A 17,804-nucleotide genomic window follows, 5' to 3' on the forward strand; every position below is an offset into this window, starting at 1 on the left:
GAGCGAGGAGCGTGGTTCGAGACGCCTTTGGCGTCTCGTCATCACGAAAGGCGCAAAGCGCCTTTCGAACGACAGCAAGGCCCCCGAGTCGTCGCGGCTGGGGCTTTGTGAGTGTTCACCGCGCTAGCAACGATTTATAAACAATTACCGCCAGAAAAACAGCAGTTCACCGCGCCGTCAACGATATATAAATATCCGCCGGCAACACCACGCGTTCACTTATAAACGATCACACAAACACAATGCGATCCTTACTCCCGGTATCGCTCGCCGCTGTGTCTGTATCTGTCACGTGGGTGGGGTGAGAAAGAGGTCCTCTCGGACGGTGTCGGAAGAGGCCTCCCGGGGGAGTGGCCACCACGCTACTTTCACTTCCACCACCCGCGTCTGGCTGACTCCTTTATCAGTGTACGGTCACACCACGAGTATGCATCCGCACGCGGATCGGACGCCGAACTTCCCGACACTCGAACCCGGGGTAACGCTTCTCGATCGTGACTCGCAGCTCGGTGTCGAGCCGTTGCAGGCGCTCGTGCTCGACCATCTGTTGACGACCGACGGCGTGGCATCGTGGGTCGATGCCGGTGGGCGCGCGCGAACGTCGACGTTGCGGGAACTCGCTCCCCACAGGCGGTACCTGAACCGGATCGACGTCGCTCGCGGGTTCACCCCGTACCAACACGCGTCGTTGGTGGATCGACTCGCCGGACGAATCGAGTCGTCGTCGGTGCCACACACCCTCGTGGTAACGCCGGCCCTCGACGCGCTGTACCGCGACACCGACATCGCCCGCAGAGAGGCGACCGAGCAGCTGTTGCACGCGCTCGCGATCCTCTCGGAGATCGCACGCGAGCACGACATTCCCGTGTTGGTGACCCGGACGCGAACCGACGAGTTCGCGGAACCGATCGCCGCTGCCGCAACCGCACGAATCTCGTGTGAAGCGACGCGGTTCGGGCCTCGCTTCTCGGCGGACAGCGCCGAGACGCTCGTCTACCCCATCACCGACGGGTGGGTTCAGACGACGCTGACGTTCTGGCAGGAGATACTCGAACACCGCGCTCGTATCGACGACACCGCCGCTACTCCGACGCCGATGGCGTCGGTCCCGGGGTGGTGAGGATGGGTCGGACGAATCCGACGTTCCGTGACCTCCTGAGCGGCGTGGAAAACCGGTGGCAATCGTTCCGACGCGTGCTTCGACGTCGCGACCAACCGCGGTTCGATCGGCTGTTCGAGTACGCGCGTGAGCACGCGGACGCCGCGGGCATGCTCAACCACGAGTCGCGTACCGTCCCAGTCCTGGTTAGCATCGACCTGGAGCAGGAGCGGCGGATCGACGAGTTGGAAGATCGGATCGAGCAGCTCGAACGCGCTCGTGAGGTCGCTGCCGAAGGGCCGGTCGATGACACCCCTCCCGAGTCCGAGTCGCCACCGAATCCCTGAGAATGCCGTTCACATTCGATTACACTGACGAGGGGGTTAAGCGATGGCTGTTGACCGAGGATGGAGTGGAAGCGACGACGGACGAGTCGTACACACCGACGATGTACGTCGGGGATCAGGTTGGTGACCTGTACGGCCGGAACGGTGGTGTCCGACCGCAACCATCTGATCGACCACCGGGGGAACTGCCGCCGGCGCTTCGTGACCTTCGAGACTTCTTCGCCAGCCAGGACGCGATCGAGGAGCTCGGCGTCACAACTCGTAAACAAACATTCAGAAGCGATCCGCGTTCCGTTCTCCGGATCGAGATGAGAAGCCTCAGCGACGTTCGACGCGTCGCTCGTCGCGTCCATCAGTTCGGTGACCCCGGACAGTACTCCTGCTACAACGTCGATCTCACGCGTGAACTTCGATACTGTCTCGAAACCGGAATCGATCCGACACCGAACGACAACAGGTCGCTCCGAACGCTCACGCTGTCGATACCTCGCCACGAGACCGGAGTCGAGACGCTTCGAGGACTCGAACTGGATGGGGAAGACGTCGCAGACACGATTCCAGACGTCGTCGATGGCGTTCAGCACCGAGTCGAAGAACGCGAACCGGACGTTCTGATCACGAATACGGCAGCGATCGTTCCACTCCTGTTCGAAGCCGCCGAAATCCACGGCTACGGTGCGTATTCGCTCGGGCGTGAGCCGGGGTACGAGAAGCTCGCGAGCGAATCCACGTACGAATCCTACGGTTCCGTCGGCCACTCACCCGCGCGCTACTCCGTCCCGGGTCGCGTTATCATCGACGAATCGAACTCGTTTTTCTACCACGAGTCCGGACTCCACGGTTGTTTGGACCTGGTCGAACGATCCGGTCTCCCGCTACAGGAACTCGGGTGGGCGAGTATCGGTCGGGTCCTAACGGCGATGCAGATCCACGAGGCGAACGCGCGGAACGTGCTCGTACCGTGGAAGGCGCGGCGGCCGGAGTTCTTCAAGTCCGCTTCAACCCTCGACGACGCCGATCGAGGAGGGACGACGCTCGCTCCAGCGGTCGGTGTCCACGAGACCGTCCACGAGCTCGACTTCGCCAGCCTCTATCCGAACATCATCCGAACGCAAAATATTTCCCCGGAGACCATCTGCTGTTCGTGCTGTGGCTCCGACGACGTTCCCGTTCTCGGGTACGCCGTCTGTGAGCAGGATGGATACCTTCCTGACGTCCTCGGCCCACTGATAGACGCCCGAGACGACATCACGGATCGGATCGAGACCGCGTCCGACGACGCCGAGCGCGAGCGACTGGAAGCGGCGTCCTCCGCGATCAAGTGGATTCTGGTCTCCTGTTTCGGGTATCAAGGCTTCTCGAACGCCAAGTACGGCCGCATCGAATGTCACGAAGCCATCAACGCCTTCGCTAGAGAGATCCTCCTCACGGCGAAAACGGTGCTCGAAGGCGGCGGATGGCGTGTGCTCCACGGGATCGTGGACTCCATTTGGGTCACCCCCGACCCGAGCCGTACACAAGATCCACTCGCAGAGCTCGCCGAGACGATCACCAAAGAGGTGGACATCAGGCTCGAACACGAGTCGGAATTCGACTGGGTTGCCTTCTGTCCACGTCGGAATTCAGAGGCAGGTGCGCTAACTCGGTACTTCGGTCGTCGCCGTGGTGCGTCCCTCCCGAATACCGGTGGCCTAGGGGAAGCGATCAAAACTCGCGGTATCGAACTTCGGCAGCGGAGCACGCCACCATGGATCCGTCGTCTTCAGCGTGACGCGCTGCGCGCGTTCGACGCCACCCGGGACCCACGCGCCGTCTGCGACGTTCTGCAACGGTACCTCACGACGCTTCAGTCTGGGGAGGTCGATCCCGACGCGCTCGTGATCGACAATCGGATTTCGAAACGCCCAGACGAGTATCAACGCAAATCCCTCACCGCGCTTGCGGCGAAACGCGCCGAACGAACCGGGATCGGCCCCTCACCCGGCCAGACCGTTCGGTACGTCGTCGTTGACGAGACCCGGAGCGGAATCGAGCGGATGCGACTCGAACACGAACGGCCGACGACGTACGATCCAACGTGGTACGAAAAACTCGCCACGAGAGCCGTCGAAAGCGTGGTGGTCCCGCTGGGCTGGCAGCGAATCGACATCGAGCGGTATCTGAGCGAGACCACGGAGCTCACCATCGATAGCTACTCACAGAGCGTTTCGTGACCCACAAACGATCCAGGGATGTCAAACACACAACCGGGGTGTTCAAAGACGGATCGAGATGAGAGACGACGGGGGTTCAAACTGATTCAGCAACGCCGACCCAAAACTGCTAACGAGTGGCCCAGATCGTCCGCTTTGGCCCGGAGCCAGCGTATCGGAACGATCTCCAGAGGGAAGAAGGCTGAAGGCGAAGCGGTCGCTTTAGAGGAGGTTGATAAACTGAAAGAGTGTAGATGTTCGTTACTCGTTTCCGAACATCTGGCGCATGAGTAGTGCGATGTATTTAATTTATGAACACATACCTAAACCGTAGGCGACTACAATTTGGCCCGTACTTATATTTATCAGGTGGAATTTGGTACAGGTATGCATACAGCACACGAACAAACGACGATCACCCAAGTGCGCTGGCTTGACGATATCGAAAGGAGTAGGAGGGGTACGAACTTCTAATAAATTACAGAGACCAAGAACGGAGTTACATATATGGGATTTGATACAGAGTCTGATATGGGAGACGTAGCGCGGGACACTCTGAAGGAAGTTTTCAACGAACCCAATGCGAAGATGTTCGAGGAGTTCACCTACGGGTCGGGTCGCGCAGACTACGTCCTTGCACGTGTGTCCGACACATACCTGTCACGAAGGATCGACGAACTGGGTATTAATACAGCTATTGACAGGGACCGTATCCTCCAGGCTTTTCTCCTTCTTCATAACCGCGAAACCATTTCTAAAGATTACTACTACGAGATGGGGGCGCTGGATCGGCAATCCAAAACGGAAGCTCTCAATTGGCTTACGAAGCACGGGTTCGTCAATGAGATTGACGAGTCTCACATCCGAACAACCCCTCACCTACGGCGGCACGTCACCACAGCGTACTCTATTGAGCTGAAACTCAGTAAGTGGAAAAAGGCACTCAGACAAGCATTTCGCGGGAAAGGATTCTCCGAGTACCAGTGTGTCGTTATGGACGCCGAGTACGTAGATCGGGCCCTTGAGAACCGACAACGCTTCGAAGAGCACGGTATCGGCCTTATGTCCCTTACCGAAGACGGCGAGTATGAAATACACCTTCCCCCAGAACGCAATAATCCGTACTCGCTGATTAACAGGTGGCGACTCAATGAAAGAACTATTATGGATGAACTTAAACTCCAATCCAGTACTTATGTTGGAGCAGCTGGGGATTGAGGACGTTCAACGTCACTTCCCTGAGTTCGAGATTGACACCCACATCGCTGACGGTGGGCAAAAGAAAGTATATCTTGGTGAATTCGAAGGTGAGAAAGTCGTCGTTAAGCTGATTCCAACCGAACGCCGGCGCTCAGCACGACGTGCAAAGCGAGAAGTCGAGACCATGGAGGCTGTCGATGCTAACGCGCTGGTGAACCTTATCGATAATTTTACAGATACAATCGGAGATACGTCTGTGCTCGTTATGGTCGAAGAGTACATCCCAGGACCCACCCTCCGTGAAGTCATTGAGTGCGGTGACACCGGTATCGATCTCGGTGTGAACGTCACTCGGACGCTTCTAAAGGCACTCCGAAAGTTCCATGACGCCGATATCATCCACCGAGACATCAAACCCTCTAACATCATTGTCACTCCTGACGGCATTGTCCGCTTACTTGACGTCGGGATCGCTCGGATGCTTACCCGGACTAGTATCACTCCTACCCGAGCATCCCACGGTCCAGGAACACCTACGTACGCTTCACCCGAGCAACTCAACAACGACAAAGACCTACAAGACATACGGAGTGACCTGTTTTCAACAGGCATTGTGATGTTCGAGTCACTGACCGGAAACCACCCCTTTGCTACTGACGATCTTGAACTTCCAATCCCCGACGCAATCCTCCAAAACGACAAACGACCGCTCGAAGGCTACCTCGACGACTCAGAGCTGGAACAAGACCTCCACCCAATTTACGACAAAATGACGAAATCACAGCCATTTGAACGGTACCGGCGACCGCACCACGCGCTTGAGGATCTTGACGACGCCACCGGAGGTGGGTCCTAATGTTCGATGAACCAAACTTTCTCATTCAGATGGGGTACAACGGTGGGAAACTCGGACCCGACATGATGGAGAAGGGGTTCGCGGATGGGGCCATACTGAGCCCCGCAGACTTCGACAGGGATCGGAATCAGGAACTTGCCACAGAATTCCATGATGCAGATGGACACGTTCTATTCGATCCGCAGTTCTACATCCCACGTGCGGATCGGGAAAACCTCGAATCATACGATTACTTTGGTGAGCATGGAGGAACAGATTTCGACACCGCTGATGTCGGCGGAAACCTCACAGATCTCTGTGAACACCTTATCGAACTACAGGACTGGTTAGAGGTTGACGCATACCTCTCACCGGCACGGACTCTGGATACATTCTCTTCAACCAAGATCGATGAGTGGCTGGACTATACAGAAGCTTTCATCGATGCAGTTGACAGCGAAGGGAGGGAGATTCCAGTACTTGCTTCACTACCGCTTGAAGGAAAACCTCTCAACGATAAGGACCAGCGTGACACACTCCTAAACCGGATTACGGGAGTGGACCCCGACGGGTTCTATGTTTCCGTCGAGTTCGACCAGTCGAAACGATATCCGCTGAGTGGGGCGTCAAATATTTACTCGTATCTCGACCTTTTGAACACTCTCCGGAAGAACCGATTCGAGATTCTCGTCGGGCACACACACCACGTTGCACACCTATTCATGGGTATCGGAATCAATGCGTTTGCCTCAGGTCACTACAACAACCTCCGTGCGTTTGATCAGCGACGGTGGGACCCGGACGATAACCAAGGCGGTGGCCGTCTCGTCACGAAGTACTACTCTGATAAGTTACTGAACGAGCTTCGACTCGACCCTGACTTGGATCTGATGTATCAGAAGAGTGGTTTTGACATGGATAAAATTCGGATGTCATCGCCCTATGACACACCGTTGTTCAGTAGTTCAGACCCGCCGTCAACGGTCGGATGGAATTTCCGGCGTGGTGCCTGGGATCACTACCTGTGGGCTTGCTACCAGATATCTCGTCGATACCGTGGTAAGTCCCTTACTGAACGGTATGAAGCTGCGATGTCCAAAATCGAAGAAGCAGAGGAACTGTTCGGAGACGTTCAAAATGAATTCGGAATGATGGCCGAACCAGAGGGCCGGATCTTCGATGATTGGAGGACAGCACTCTCGACTATGAAATCGGACCTGTGAGTAGTAATGCAAATCGGAGTTATCTCGGATATCCATTCAAATATCGTTGCTCTTGAGGCAGTTCTACGGGAACTCGAAGAGGAACGCCCTGAGAAGATATTGTGTGCCGGTGATCTGGTTGGGTACTACCCATTTCCGGATGAAACAGTGTCGCGCGTCCGGGACGTAGAGGCACTCTGTGTTCTTGGGAACCATGATTTTGGACTCATTACAGACACACCACGCGAGTTCAATCGAATGGCAAAACGCGCACTTGACTGGAACCGTCGAAATCTTTCCGAAGAAAACCTCGTCTATTTAGAAGAGCTCCCAGAGACACGCCGACTAATTATCGATGATCTTGACACCTTTATCGCCCACGGTTCCCCGAATCACCCAATTGATGAGTACATCTGGAAAGAAGACATCGATGAGGAATTCCTTAACAGGTCCTTTGAGACGATTCCGGATGTGGTGATTCTCGGTCATACGCATCGTCCATACGTGCAGATTATTGGGGAAACTGTGTGCTTGAATCCCGGCAGTGTTGGTCAGCCACGAGACGGGGACTCGCGGGCATCGTTTGCTGTTATTGATACTGAATCGTACGAGGTGGAGATCCGTAGAGTCGAATACGAGATTGATTGGGTGGCTGAAGAGACTGAAGAGTACTTACCGAGACAACTCGCAGAACGTCTCTACGAAGGGCGTTGACAACTCAAGTTGAGTACAACCTATTGAACACGCTATAGCCGTCGTAAGAATACACTCGGTTAGCGCCACTTCGACTCAATACTCGTCCGGTACCGCAGTCCGATCACCGGCGTGTTGCAGCAGTCCTTTACTGTCTGCGGTGGGTACTCATTGCGGACATCGTTCAGGTTCGCTTTCGATTCGATGAGGTGCGTAAGTGCTGCGTCGATCACGTCGGAGCGCGGGGGATCGTCGTGGTCGTCAGCCGCGACGATCTCGGTCGCTTGGTCGAACAATCGCTTCCGTTCATCGGTGAGTTTCAGACTGGTTCGGTCAGTTGCCATGGGTGGTATAAGTAGTAACGTATGCACCGGGGGTACTGTTGCGTCGATCTGGGGTAACTGAGAGCCGGTTCTTTAAACGTGGATCTTGCACAGGGGTTGAGTGCCGAGCAGCTCTCCCCCCGTTCCCCGCAGAATCTATGCACCCGGTCGGTCGCTCGGCCCGGTCAGGGTGCATACATCGAGGATCGTGTATACATCTGCACGCGACCCCGTGGGATCGGCCTCGAAGATTCGGTTTCAGATGTCTGAGCAACGATTCATTTCGCATACAGGCTGTTTCTCCTTGATCCTTGTATAAAGTCGGAAAGTCATCCACAGGCAGTACACGGTCACCTGACCGCGTACAGGGTGGACGGCGGTAGTACTGAGCGAAGCTCAACACGTAGTGTTACTTAGAATGTTCGCGCCTGCCTCCGAGCGCTAACAGGACTCTTCCTCGCCGGGTTACTATAACTCACCGCGGTGGTCGTTCAACTCGTATACGTCGAACGCTTCTTGGAGTAATGCTTCAGCACGGTGGATTTTCTCACTGATTTCATTAGTCATTCCGTTGGTGTTTATTTTGCACATCGTTGTATTCCCCGGCACCGAGACTCCCGGCATCCATGAGGTGCTTCTGGTGATCTGTTTCTACCATACCTAACGGTAGGGGAGATACCCGGGTAAGATAGGGTGCACGGGTTGACAAACTACAGTCGGTCAGGTCTACTCAGACTGCAAGGAATCCGGATCTATGTTCTCCACTATTCTAAACGCGAAATCGGGGGACTCCAAAAATCGGAATTCGAGAACCTGTTCCATCTGGTGAAACGCCAGTACAATTCCAATCAACAAATCTCGCATCTTCTTTTGCTTATCCACCAAGTCCCCGAAGGTGATTTCGTTCTTCACATTACGATTGCGTCCACGGGAATCGTAAATTCGAATCAATCCGTCATCAGCATCGATATCATGACTCATGTGAGCTGGGCCACGCCGCAAATCCAACTCAATCGTTCCTACGAGATTGGAATACCCTTGCCGCTTTAAGAATCGAATTACCTCTACAGTGTCATTCAAATCCACAGAGTTAGCCCCTTTCGAGTGTTGAATCGTCGCTGCGAGGTCACGTAACGGATCTCGTAATAACTCGAAGCACTGGTGGTACTCTTCAAGTATACGTGGGAAGGCTAAATCGCTATCAATAGTACCACCACCGCCTGAAAACGCTCGCCATTCCTCATTGGTTTTCAGCATGACGTCGCGCATTCGTGAAACGATGAACTCGACGTCAGAAATCGTCACATCCCGGTAATCTCGATGATCTGAGAACGCATCACTGCGCAAATACCCTTCTGAAAGGATCTCTTCCGCTAATTGGAAGAAGTTTTCAAACCGGGCTTGATTCTGCGGTAATTTCTCTTTGATTTCGTCGAATTGCTCCTTCGAGTCCCGTAGCTCCAAAAATTGGAGGGCGAGGACCTTGTGATAGTTCTGAACGATTTTGATGAGATTGTTGTCCTCCAGTTCAAGATTGACTGCCGCATCAAGCCCGTCAACGATACTTAGTTTCGGGACGCCAACTCCTTCCTCCTGTAGCAGTTCCATCCCTATCTCGACTTTTGACTTGTCGATATCGGCTCCCTGAGGGACGAATTGTTCGACGTTCTCGTAGTATCCTTCCGTATCTCCGACAGGAGTTTCTGCTAAATCGATGAGTTCCTTCTCGCCTTCACGGACAGTGCTTTTTATTGAGAATAACGCGACGACGAAATCGTGATCTGATCCCGTAATCTCAGTCTCGTTACCGTCCTCGTCTTCGAGGACAACTTCGCCGTATTCCTCCGTCTCCTCGCCACTCTGGTCAATCTCGATGTTTATTTCGACGACATCGAGATCTTCTTCGTGATACAGCGTTTTCAACTGCTTATACGCTTCAGATCCCGTCATTCACACTTATCAGGATACTTGTCGGCATCCGATAAGAAATCTCGCTTCCGAGCGCTAATAGGATTCCTCGTCTCCGACGTACTCCACCGGGACGGACCGGGAAACGACTTCCTCACGCCCGGATCGAATTAACCCGTAGATGAACGATGCTGTAACGCCTGCTCCTGTGACGAATCCCGCTATGACCAATTCTTGTGCCCTACCTGACTGTAGGGCCAATATCCGGATAAGACAGGGTACATACCTTGACCGCGCGGAAAACGAAAGTTTCCCTTGATTCGGATAGCGACGTTGGGGTAGTGTCTATCGAAACTCAACAGGCAGTACCACGTAAATTGCTTGTGCCTGTCCCCGAGTTCTACTCATCCCCAATCCTCGCACTCAATAAACGCCTCTTTTCGGTCTCTTCACCGCGTACCCTTATCCGGCTTTGACCATGATCAGCGGGTTACTCCCTCCAGCGCTCGATCCAGCACCACGCCCCACATTTCCGACAAACTGCTCGTTGTGTGTCCGAGGTAACCATTGAATCGCAGATGGGACAAGACCCAAGCAAACGCGTGATATCCAACTGCTCCGAAAGCTGCTCTTGTATCTTGTCGACGGTATCGGTCCCAGAGAACGTTTGTGTCAAGATGTCTGATGCGCAAATGGTTGAGAGGATAGTTGTACCGGCTGGTCGAATCTCCTGAACTGGCCGTGTATGAGTAGCTGACGGCCAAGTGATCATCGGAATACCAGGGTAGTCTGTCGCAATCATGGTGTATTCAGTTCCATTCCCAACGAGGGTAGTGTGGGTTGCTGCACTCGAATCCTCCCGTTGTGATATTTCGCGGACCACCAGACGCTGCTCACGGTCGTTGACAAGTACCTCGTCACCCTCGCTCAACGATATCACGAACTTCCATCGCTGTAGAAGTGACTGGTTTGGTGGTTCATCAGGATTCGATGAATTAGAGCTCATCGGCCTTGTTGAAATCCTATTCTTCAGACACATTCTCGCCTGAAACAGCCGGTCGATGAGAATTTCGAAAAGAATAAACTGTTTCTCCTTGGAATATAACTCTCTCAACGTGATCGATCAGGAGTTACGGAGGAATCTCTGTAGGGTGGGGCTCATCGTTGTTGCTTTCTTCGGAGCAGTTTTTGTTTCCGTCTACCTCGATTCGTATTTCCTCAGCGTCCTCTTCTCGTTAATCGCCGTCGCTGGTGTGTTCCTGCTCTTGAAGTTTCAGAAAGTGTACTCAGTCATTATGATCGTTGTTGGAGTTCTCTCACTTGCCTTCGCCGTTCTCGGCTATCTGAATCTCGGTCTCGTAAATATGCCCGTTCTGTATGCCCTCCTCGCGGTACTGGGAATCGTTCGTGGCGGTCAGGCGTATCGAGCAACGGAATAACTGTATAGACCGTTCAGAGCGACCGGTCGAGATTATGAACGAGACAAGCGATAGTGAGTTCACGAAACTGTTTCCACCAGCATCGTGATCGGACGAACGCACCGTACTTTCGCTTGAGCGTTGAGTTCACAGTCTCGGATTGACTCCGCTGGCCGTAGAGATCAGCGTCTAAGCGTGCGTTCCATGCCTTGTGGAGTGATGTGAACTCACGATGCTTAATCAGTGGCCGAACCTCATGTTGCCGGGCGAGCCGCCTGATCTTCTGGTCGTCGTAGCCCTTGTCACCGAGCAGAATATCAATGTCTTCGGGATTGCGCTTGATCAACGATGGAGCGATCTGGCTATCGTGTTTTCGTGTCGTCGTCACGTGGAGATCGAGGATTGCGTTGACCTTCGCATCAACCAACAGCGTCACTTTGAGCTGCTGAATCGTGAGTTCGGCTCGTTTCGTGTAGTGTTTTGAGGCGTGACTGCGGTCGAATCCTGACGCATCAACTCCAACGACACCGCTCGTCGGAAGTAGCGTCGCTGAGAGAGTCAATATAGCACGCCATACAGCCATATCAAGCCGGTTGAACGCCTTACAAAGCGTTGATGGCGTAGGAAGTTCAGCTAATCCGAGGGCGTGACGAATGCGTGGCATCTCGATCAGTTCGTCAAGCAGGCCACGATAGGTCGTGTTCTTTCGAACTTTGAGGCACAGCAAAACAACGTGCTGGGGAAGTGTATAGCGATGTTTGGAGAACTTCGAGGAGTATCGAGAAACCGCTCGGCGTGCCAGATGGATCGCCTTCTCAGTAAACCGGAGAATCTGCGACTTCGGGAGGGCCTTCATCTCGTCGAATTACACGGCGAACATGTAACTCTCTGAGGATTTCAACAGAGCCCCAGCCCCAATAGATCGTCTGTAGGTATCCTATGTTGAGTGGCACCCAGACCAGAATCAGAAGACCGATCAGAATGTCTGTCCATGTTGGAGGGCGCTCAGGGAACCATCTTCGCAGAACCATCATGCTTGGAACGTAGGAACAGGATCATAATCTTTCTGGTCGGATTGATACACGGCCTCCCTGTATTGACCGCAACCGGATCAGAATAGATCATTTCTGAGGATTTCAACTGAGCTACTGTCTTCAAAAAACGTTTTTCACTATCAAGTGAGAAGTACCTAACATGATCCTCGCTCAAGCAGAATTATTTGGTGTGTTTGTACCGTTTATCCTCGTCGCTCTGTTTCTTTTAGCAGTTGTATTCCTGTACGACATATCCAAGAACACACAGCGCATCGTAGAGTTGCTAGAAACCAGAGAGTATCACACTGAGAGTTCCGATACCAATGGCGATGACTAACTGATGAATCGTTCTGGGAATCCTTCTGAGCTGATTACGACACAGACAGTACTGAGCGATTCTGAGTCCTCTGTATTGACCGCAACCAGATCAGAATATATCATTACTGAGGATTTCAAGAAACCTGAGAGTACGTAACAACAATGGAGTTTACAGAGAAGTTTAATGCTGCAGAACCAACACACAGACTCGTCACTCGGCGTCTATCCGGTGTGAAAGACTGGGACGAGCTCGGCGGTGTGACAGTCGAGAACCAGGCGATTCGTGTTCTGATGGACTACGGAACCGCTGTCCACCTAGGGCTTGATCCAAAACACGGTCAATTTGAAACTGTACAACGGGAGCTAACGCAGGTTCCCGACTCGAAATGTATGTTTATCGGTTCGGATCATGAATTTCGAGCGTCGCTTCCCGAGGACCGGGCATTGGTTGAGTCAGTACTCGAGATCCCGGACGGTGATACTGATGCGTGGACGGACCGTTTGTTCTACTTCGTCGAATTTGCAGTTCTAACCGACCAGTCATGGATATATCGCTCAGTGCCGCATGAGGCCCATATCCGAGAAATCAACGCGGGGAGACACGAGGGAGTAATCGAGAAATTGAACGAGACACTTGATCAGGTACGAGGTTCGGCTGTTGTCCCGTTTAGTGGGCTTGCCTCGTGGACAACTGGCGATACCACGTATGATTTGAAATGGGACTCTCTATATTGGTCCGATAGAGAGAAGAGCGCGTCATATGATTTGGAACGGCTAAGGCAGGTGACCGCACTGTTTTCTGAGAACCTCCTACGGCTCGATTGGAAGCCGGTGTCCGAGGAGTCGTTACTTCGTCGAACGGCTTGGCGAGTTCTGGGTTCGGAGAGTGCTACTCCGCCAGCAAAAATCGAGATTCCTACTGGTGAAGGCGGAGAAAAGATATTGGATGCGTTCCATCAGCTACGTGAGAAACTTGGATATGAATATGACGTTGAGACTTCTTCGGATTAGCGCCCCTGATCAGCGTAGAGTCAATAATTGGTTCGTCTATACTGAACAGTCTCAGCTATTAGTGAGAAAGCCTCGATTTAACGCTATGGGACGATTGTGAGGTCGCGTTAAGTTAGAGGATGAGGCGTTCGACTTCAGAGTGTCTATGACCGAAATCGAACGCCTCAGCGAGAGTATCGCGTGGATCGACTTGTCGTTTGTGGAGCGAGATCGAACGCCACGCTGGGCGATTGAAGAGAGAATTCGCTGTCACTTGACCGGTATGTCACTTCGAGAGGTGAGTAAATTTCTTGAACAATATGGGATCAATCGGAGTCACGTCGCTATTCATAACTGGGTTCATAAAGCCGATCTACAGCCGATCTCGACTGTCTCCGAGGATCAACTCGCGGTTGACGAAAAGATGATCCGCGTTCACGGCCAGAAGTTTTGGCTGTACGGCGCGGTTGATCCACAGACGAACGAGATCCTTCACGTGAGTCTCTATCCGACCGCAAATAAACAGACGACGCGGTGGTTTTTAACCGAGCTACACCGGCGCTATCAGCTCGATAACGTAGAATTTCTCGTCGATGACGCAGACTATCTCGGATCAGTTCTCGCTGAAGACGGCTATCGATTTCAAATCATTCAACATGGAAATCGGAATGCTATCGAACGTGTCTTTTGGGAAATAGAACGACGAACATCATCGTTCGCAAATAGTTTCAGCCATGTCGCGCTCGAGACAGCTCAAAACTGGCTCGAAGCCGTCGCCGTCTACCACAATTCACGCCAAACTTAACACGACCCTAGTGCTCAACAGTCAAATATCAGTTCTCAGTCACCATGATCGCATATTCGTAGTCTTGTGAATTCTGATCGCCGATCGTTTCCATAACGGTGAAACCGTATTCGTAGGTGCCAGTTTCGGCATCCGGAGCAACGTGAACCGGCACTTGGAGCGTCACACGGGTACAATCATCCCAAACATAATATGGGGGACAGGAGTCAGCTTGAGAATCTATTGATGGTGTGAAATTGATGTCTCCAAATCTCACAGGCGCATCAGTGGAGCCACATTTGTACAACCGTGAGTCGAACGAGAATGCTGTGATGCCGTCTACCTGTATCTCGAACGTGTCCGAATCACCCGGTGCGAGTTCCAATTCGTCTACTTGGACATTCGGTGGCCAGTGATCCTCTCCCGAACAAGACGGACCGCTCCCAAGGCATCCGCCCAAAACTACGGATGCCGTTGGTACGGTTCCGGCGAGGAACTGACGTCTGTTCACTCGTTAAGGACAACTGACTGAGAATAAATGTTTTCGGGTAAGGTAGTACTCCAAAACAAACAGGTACTCTGTGACTGGGTTCAATAAGCAGCTCTCATCGACCGGCTGTTTCAGGCGAGAATATGTCTGACGAAGAGGATTTCAATAGAGACCAAATCTGGGAAGTCGGTCAGACACTTCCTGAACGAGATGCTATGCCTCGTGCCCAGCTACTCCGACCCGCGGATTCGTGCGAGAAGAGAGGGACCGAGGATTGAGAGAACGAACCCGGAGACGACGCCGATAACTGCGGCCGGGCTGCTGGTGAGCGGCCCAGGATCGAGGAGAAACTCGCCGGGGAGCAGCACGAGGACCACAAATGCCGTGACCGCTATCACGACTCCACCGATCCGGACCAGCGACGTCGCGTCAAGGGCGAGATCAGCTCGTTCCATGTTTATTTCTTACCGGAGATATCGAGTTCAGTATCCCGGACCGATAATACTTGTGCGGTGGGGCCGGAACACCGGTTACGGACGATCAGAGGACTCGCTTTGTCTCTCAGGTTAGACGCCGCAATCAGTACGGCTCTCCCGACATCTGTAGTGTCGCAAAGCTTTGTTCCCTCCCACCATGCGTACTGTGGAGACTGTACATCAAGGTCATTGTCCGATGACTCGTGATATCCAAAATTGAACTCAAAGGGCTCTGTTGAAACCCTCAGCAAGTGATATGCTCTGATCCGGTTGCGGTCAATACAGGTCGCTCATGTGTTGCTTTCAGTAAACAGCTTATGCCAAATCGCATCAAAGACGACGAAGCCTACGAAGATTGCGAGAATGTGTAGGAGAAAGTCAATAACAAGGTGCGCTATGGTAGTAATTTCGCCAGTATAGATGTTGAAGAGAGCGATTACGACCGAAGCGACCACTGCCATCGGGAGATGGGTAGAGACCAAGTCACGGATTTCCATAATTAAATTCATTTGTTTTCGGTCAAATAGATAGCGGTCATCGATACGACTCAGCGTCCTATTTCGGTCAATACGCAGCTCTCATCGACCGGCTGTTTCAGGCGAGAATCTGTCTGAAGAAGAGGATTTCAATAAAGCCACGCTCTCCTAATTGGCGATATCGACTGATGCATCCGGAATGCAGCTGTCTACTCTGAAATCTGAAAGTGCTCTATCTCAGCAGACCCACACTTGGGACACTCCTCTGCGCCTAAAGAAAGATTCTCACCACACTGGCGGCACTCCACGACTACCTCTGTCTCGTCACCGGGCAGTAGCCGAGTAAGTATTGTGCGGACACTCATGGATTTCGACGCTTTGGTGGCTGTGAGTTAATGCTACAGACGATATGTATTGTCCGGAAATTCGGTGCGTTCGACCCACAAAGCCGCCAAAGGCTTAGGTTCTCCCCCGGATGAAATTCATTTGGAAGGAACACTGTCACACTCTCCTTCCCCCCTTCCATGAACGCTGACGAATCGTCTCTCGGTCGTTGCCCGGAATGTGGTGAGGACATATCGGAAGCGTGGATTCTTGTGGAGTACGAGAAGAGCGACGGTACCGAGGGCGTGTGGACCGAGTGTCCGGCGTGTGGGGACGTTGTAGCGCCGGAGTAGCCGGAATACAGCAGACTAAAGTGCTCTTCGTCGCGTATCCGGTGTAAGGTCTACAAATGGAGATTTCAGAGCAACTACATTGTCTGTTCTCAGGTAAAGTCGGAGAGCGTGATGGGTCATATGTGGTTGAGGTACCAGAGCAAGAGATCAGCCTTGGCGAACTACAAGCAGGCGAGACGTACCGTGTGGCTGTTCTGCCGTCACCCGAGACCAATGAAGCCAAGAATACTGGCACCGATCCACAACCCGAGCAAGCGCCACAGACGCCTCCTGTTGAGGAGGGCGAAAAACGCACCGTCGAAATCGAAGATATTGGCGACCAGGGCGACGGTATCACCCGTGTTGAGCGCGGGTTCGTCGTTATAGTTCCCGATACAAAACAGAGCGAGCGTGTCACTATCGAGATTACTGATGTGCGCGAGAATGTCGCCTTCGCGGAAGTTGTTGAGCGCGTCAGTTACTACGAGTAGTTCGAAGCGCTAATCCTCTTTGTCTTCCCTGAACAGTACTGTAGTCGAATCAATCAGACAGGAGTGGACGGCTTTGTTGAAACCTGCAGTACCTGTACTGACCGGGACCGGGTCAGGATGTATCTCCCGCTTAAGATTTCAACAAAGCTGGTATGCGTTATTCGATTGTAATTCCAAGTTGTTCTGCGAGTTCGTCTTCATTTCCGATGGCGAGTGCGACGACAGCCTCCATAAAATCAGCGTGTTTCTCAATTCCACCTTTACCGGCTACTTTCGATCGCCCATCAAGCTGCTCGTATAACTGGTTGAATTGCTGTGCGGTGTCATCGGCAAGGTACATCGGAACTTGTTTTCGGTGTCGTGTTGCGTTTTCATCCCGATCTGGTCCTGGTTTTGAAGTACTACTCGCCTTGTTTGTATAACCCGTATCATCCGTGTTATCCGTGTATTTCGTATTATCCTCTTCCTCGCTGTCGGTGTTGTCACGGTCTGGTCGTCGTTCGTCGAATCGTGATTTCAGTTCGTCTTTCGGGTCAGTCATGAGAGGTTCTCCACATGGTTTGCGATTGCAGTGTACCGGTCGCGTAACGTACCGGTCTTCTCGGCGTCCCACGGATAGCCTGCATCATCCGGGTCATACGCAAAGATTGACGTTCGATATCCGATACTATGCTCAACTACCACCCAGTCTGGTACTTGAAACACGAATCTTTCACCGAAGGTGGAATTGAACCACTCTGCCATTTCCCCACTAACGCCATCTCGACCAACTTCGTTGAGTACGGCTGCGACTGTTGATATATTCACATCGTCAAACTTGTCTTCTAAGGTGTCGATCTCGTCAAATAGAATTTCGAGGGAGTCTTTCGCAA

General features: G+C 52.8%; 19 protein-coding genes and 1 pseudogene. 13 read left to right on the forward strand and 7 right to left on the reverse strand.

Going from position 1 to position 17,804, the window contains the following annotated elements; genetic code table 11:
* Nucleotides 1–427 precede the first annotated feature (427 nt).
* The 7 genes from ACFQEY_RS13475 to ACFQEY_RS13505 all read left to right on the forward strand — a co-directional run bounded on the left by ACFQEY_RS13475 (nt 428) and on the right by ACFQEY_RS13505 (nt 7,589).
* A complete protein-coding gene (locus ACFQEY_RS13475) occupies nt 428–1,120 on the forward strand; it encodes a P-loop NTPase family protein (protein ID WP_379769434.1) in 693 nt (230 codons plus the stop codon).
* A gap of 2 nt (nt 1,121–1,122) precedes the next feature.
* Nucleotides 1,123–1,446 (forward strand): DUF8156 family protein, encoded by a 324-nt coding sequence (locus ACFQEY_RS13480; RefSeq protein ID WP_379769437.1) that lies wholly within the window; start codon nt 1,123–1,125, stop codon nt 1,444–1,446.
* Between the two features lie 2 nt (nt 1,447–1,448).
* A complete protein-coding gene (locus tag ACFQEY_RS13485) occupies nt 1,449–3,659 on the forward strand; it encodes a type B DNA-directed DNA polymerase (RefSeq protein ID WP_379769439.1) in 2,211 nt (736 codons plus the stop codon).
* Nucleotides 3,660–4,145: 486 nt separating this feature from the next.
* Nucleotides 4,146–4,856, forward strand: a complete 711-nt coding sequence (locus tag ACFQEY_RS13490; RefSeq protein WP_379769441.1) for a hypothetical protein — start codon at nt 4,146–4,148, stop codon at nt 4,854–4,856.
* Nucleotides 4,834–5,694 (forward strand): serine/threonine protein kinase, encoded by an 861-nt coding sequence (locus ACFQEY_RS13495; RefSeq protein WP_379769443.1) that lies wholly within the window; start codon nt 4,834–4,836, stop codon nt 5,692–5,694. Before ACFQEY_RS13490 ends, ACFQEY_RS13495 begins: the two co-directional genes overlap by 23 nt.
* A complete protein-coding gene (locus ACFQEY_RS13500) occupies nt 5,694–6,896 on the forward strand; it encodes a hypothetical protein (protein ID WP_379769445.1) in 1,203 nt (400 codons plus the stop codon). Before ACFQEY_RS13495 ends, ACFQEY_RS13500 begins: the two co-directional genes overlap by 1 nt.
* A gap of 6 nt (nt 6,897–6,902) precedes the next feature.
* Complete coding sequence (locus ACFQEY_RS13505) at nt 6,903–7,589, forward strand: metallophosphoesterase family protein (protein ID WP_379769447.1); 687 nt, start codon at nt 6,903–6,905, stop codon at nt 7,587–7,589.
* 59 nt (nt 7,590–7,648) lie between these two features.
* Here ACFQEY_RS13505 and ACFQEY_RS13510 read toward each other — a convergent pair whose 3' ends face one another.
* Both ACFQEY_RS13510 and ACFQEY_RS13515 read right to left on the reverse strand, forming a co-directional pair.
* A complete protein-coding gene (locus tag ACFQEY_RS13510; protein WP_379769449.1) occupies nt 7,649–7,912 on the reverse strand; it encodes a DUF7386 family protein in 264 nt (87 codons plus the stop codon).
* 705 nt (nt 7,913–8,617) lie between these two features.
* Nucleotides 8,618–9,841: a hypothetical protein gene (locus tag ACFQEY_RS13515; RefSeq protein WP_379769452.1), complete on the reverse strand. Its 1,224-nt coding sequence runs from the start codon at nt 9,839–9,841 to the stop codon at nt 8,618–8,620.
* A gap of 1,073 nt (nt 9,842–10,914) precedes the next feature.
* On the opposite strand from ACFQEY_RS13515, the gene ACFQEY_RS13520 reads away from it, so the two are divergent.
* Nucleotides 10,915–11,238: a hypothetical protein gene (locus ACFQEY_RS13520; protein WP_206664969.1), complete on the forward strand. Its 324-nt coding sequence runs from the start codon at nt 10,915–10,917 to the stop codon at nt 11,236–11,238.
* A 13-nt stretch (nt 11,239–11,251) separates the two neighbouring features.
* On the opposite strand, the gene ACFQEY_RS13525 is transcribed toward ACFQEY_RS13520, so the two are convergent.
* Entirely contained in the window at nt 11,252–12,073 is an 822-nt protein-coding gene (locus tag ACFQEY_RS13525; protein WP_144928150.1) for an IS5 family transposase, read from the reverse strand.
* Nucleotides 12,074–12,411: 338 nt separating this feature from the next.
* On the opposite strand from ACFQEY_RS13525, the gene ACFQEY_RS13530 reads away from it, so the two are divergent.
* The 3 genes from ACFQEY_RS13530 (at nt 12,412) to ACFQEY_RS13540 (ending at nt 14,364) form a co-directional block, all read left to right on the forward strand.
* Nucleotides 12,412–12,588, forward strand: a complete 177-nt coding sequence (locus ACFQEY_RS13530; RefSeq protein ID WP_379769454.1) for a hypothetical protein — start codon at nt 12,412–12,414, stop codon at nt 12,586–12,588.
* A 143-nt stretch (nt 12,589–12,731) separates the two neighbouring features.
* Nucleotides 12,732–13,580, forward strand: a complete 849-nt coding sequence (locus tag ACFQEY_RS13535) for a hypothetical protein (protein WP_379769456.1) — start codon at nt 12,732–12,734, stop codon at nt 13,578–13,580.
* A gap of 145 nt (nt 13,581–13,725) precedes the next feature.
* Entirely contained in the window at nt 13,726–14,364 is a 639-nt protein-coding gene (locus tag ACFQEY_RS13540; RefSeq protein ID WP_379769458.1) for an IS6 family transposase, read from the forward strand.
* Between the two features lie 28 nt (nt 14,365–14,392).
* On the opposite strand, the gene ACFQEY_RS13545 is transcribed toward ACFQEY_RS13540, so the two are convergent.
* Entirely contained in the window at nt 14,393–14,728 is a 336-nt protein-coding gene (locus ACFQEY_RS13545) for a hypothetical protein (protein ID WP_379769460.1), read from the reverse strand.
* Between the two features lie 335 nt (nt 14,729–15,063).
* Nucleotides 15,064–15,288: a hypothetical protein gene (locus ACFQEY_RS13550; protein ID WP_379769462.1), complete on the reverse strand. Its 225-nt coding sequence runs from the start codon at nt 15,286–15,288 to the stop codon at nt 15,064–15,066.
* 1,021 nt (nt 15,289–16,309) lie between these two features.
* Here ACFQEY_RS13550 and ACFQEY_RS18800 point away from each other — a divergent pair.
* Together ACFQEY_RS18800 and ACFQEY_RS13555 are read left to right on the forward strand one after the other, a co-directional pair.
* Nucleotides 16,310–16,462 (forward strand): DUF7837 family putative zinc-binding protein, encoded by a 153-nt coding sequence (locus ACFQEY_RS18800; protein ID WP_459863674.1) that lies wholly within the window; start codon nt 16,310–16,312, stop codon nt 16,460–16,462.
* Between the two features lie 56 nt (nt 16,463–16,518).
* Nucleotides 16,519–16,932: a TRAM domain-containing protein gene (locus ACFQEY_RS13555; RefSeq protein ID WP_379769464.1), complete on the forward strand. Its 414-nt coding sequence runs from the start codon at nt 16,519–16,521 to the stop codon at nt 16,930–16,932.
* Nucleotides 16,933–17,089: 157 nt separating this feature from the next.
* Here ACFQEY_RS13555 and ACFQEY_RS13560 read toward each other — a convergent pair whose 3' ends face one another.
* Together ACFQEY_RS13560 and ACFQEY_RS13565 are read right to left on the reverse strand one after the other, a co-directional pair.
* Complete coding sequence (locus ACFQEY_RS13560; protein ID WP_379769466.1) at nt 17,090–17,473, reverse strand: hypothetical protein; 384 nt, start codon at nt 17,471–17,473, stop codon at nt 17,090–17,092.
* Nucleotides 17,470–17,804: pseudogene (locus ACFQEY_RS13565) on the reverse strand (ParA family protein); the annotation flags it as partial. The gene ACFQEY_RS13560 and the pseudogene ACFQEY_RS13565, both read right to left, overlap by 4 nt.

This window comes from Halorubrum trueperi, assembly GCF_042662525.1.
Lineage (GTDB): Archaea > Halobacteriota > Halobacteria > Halobacteriales > Haloferacaceae > Halorubrum > Halorubrum trueperi.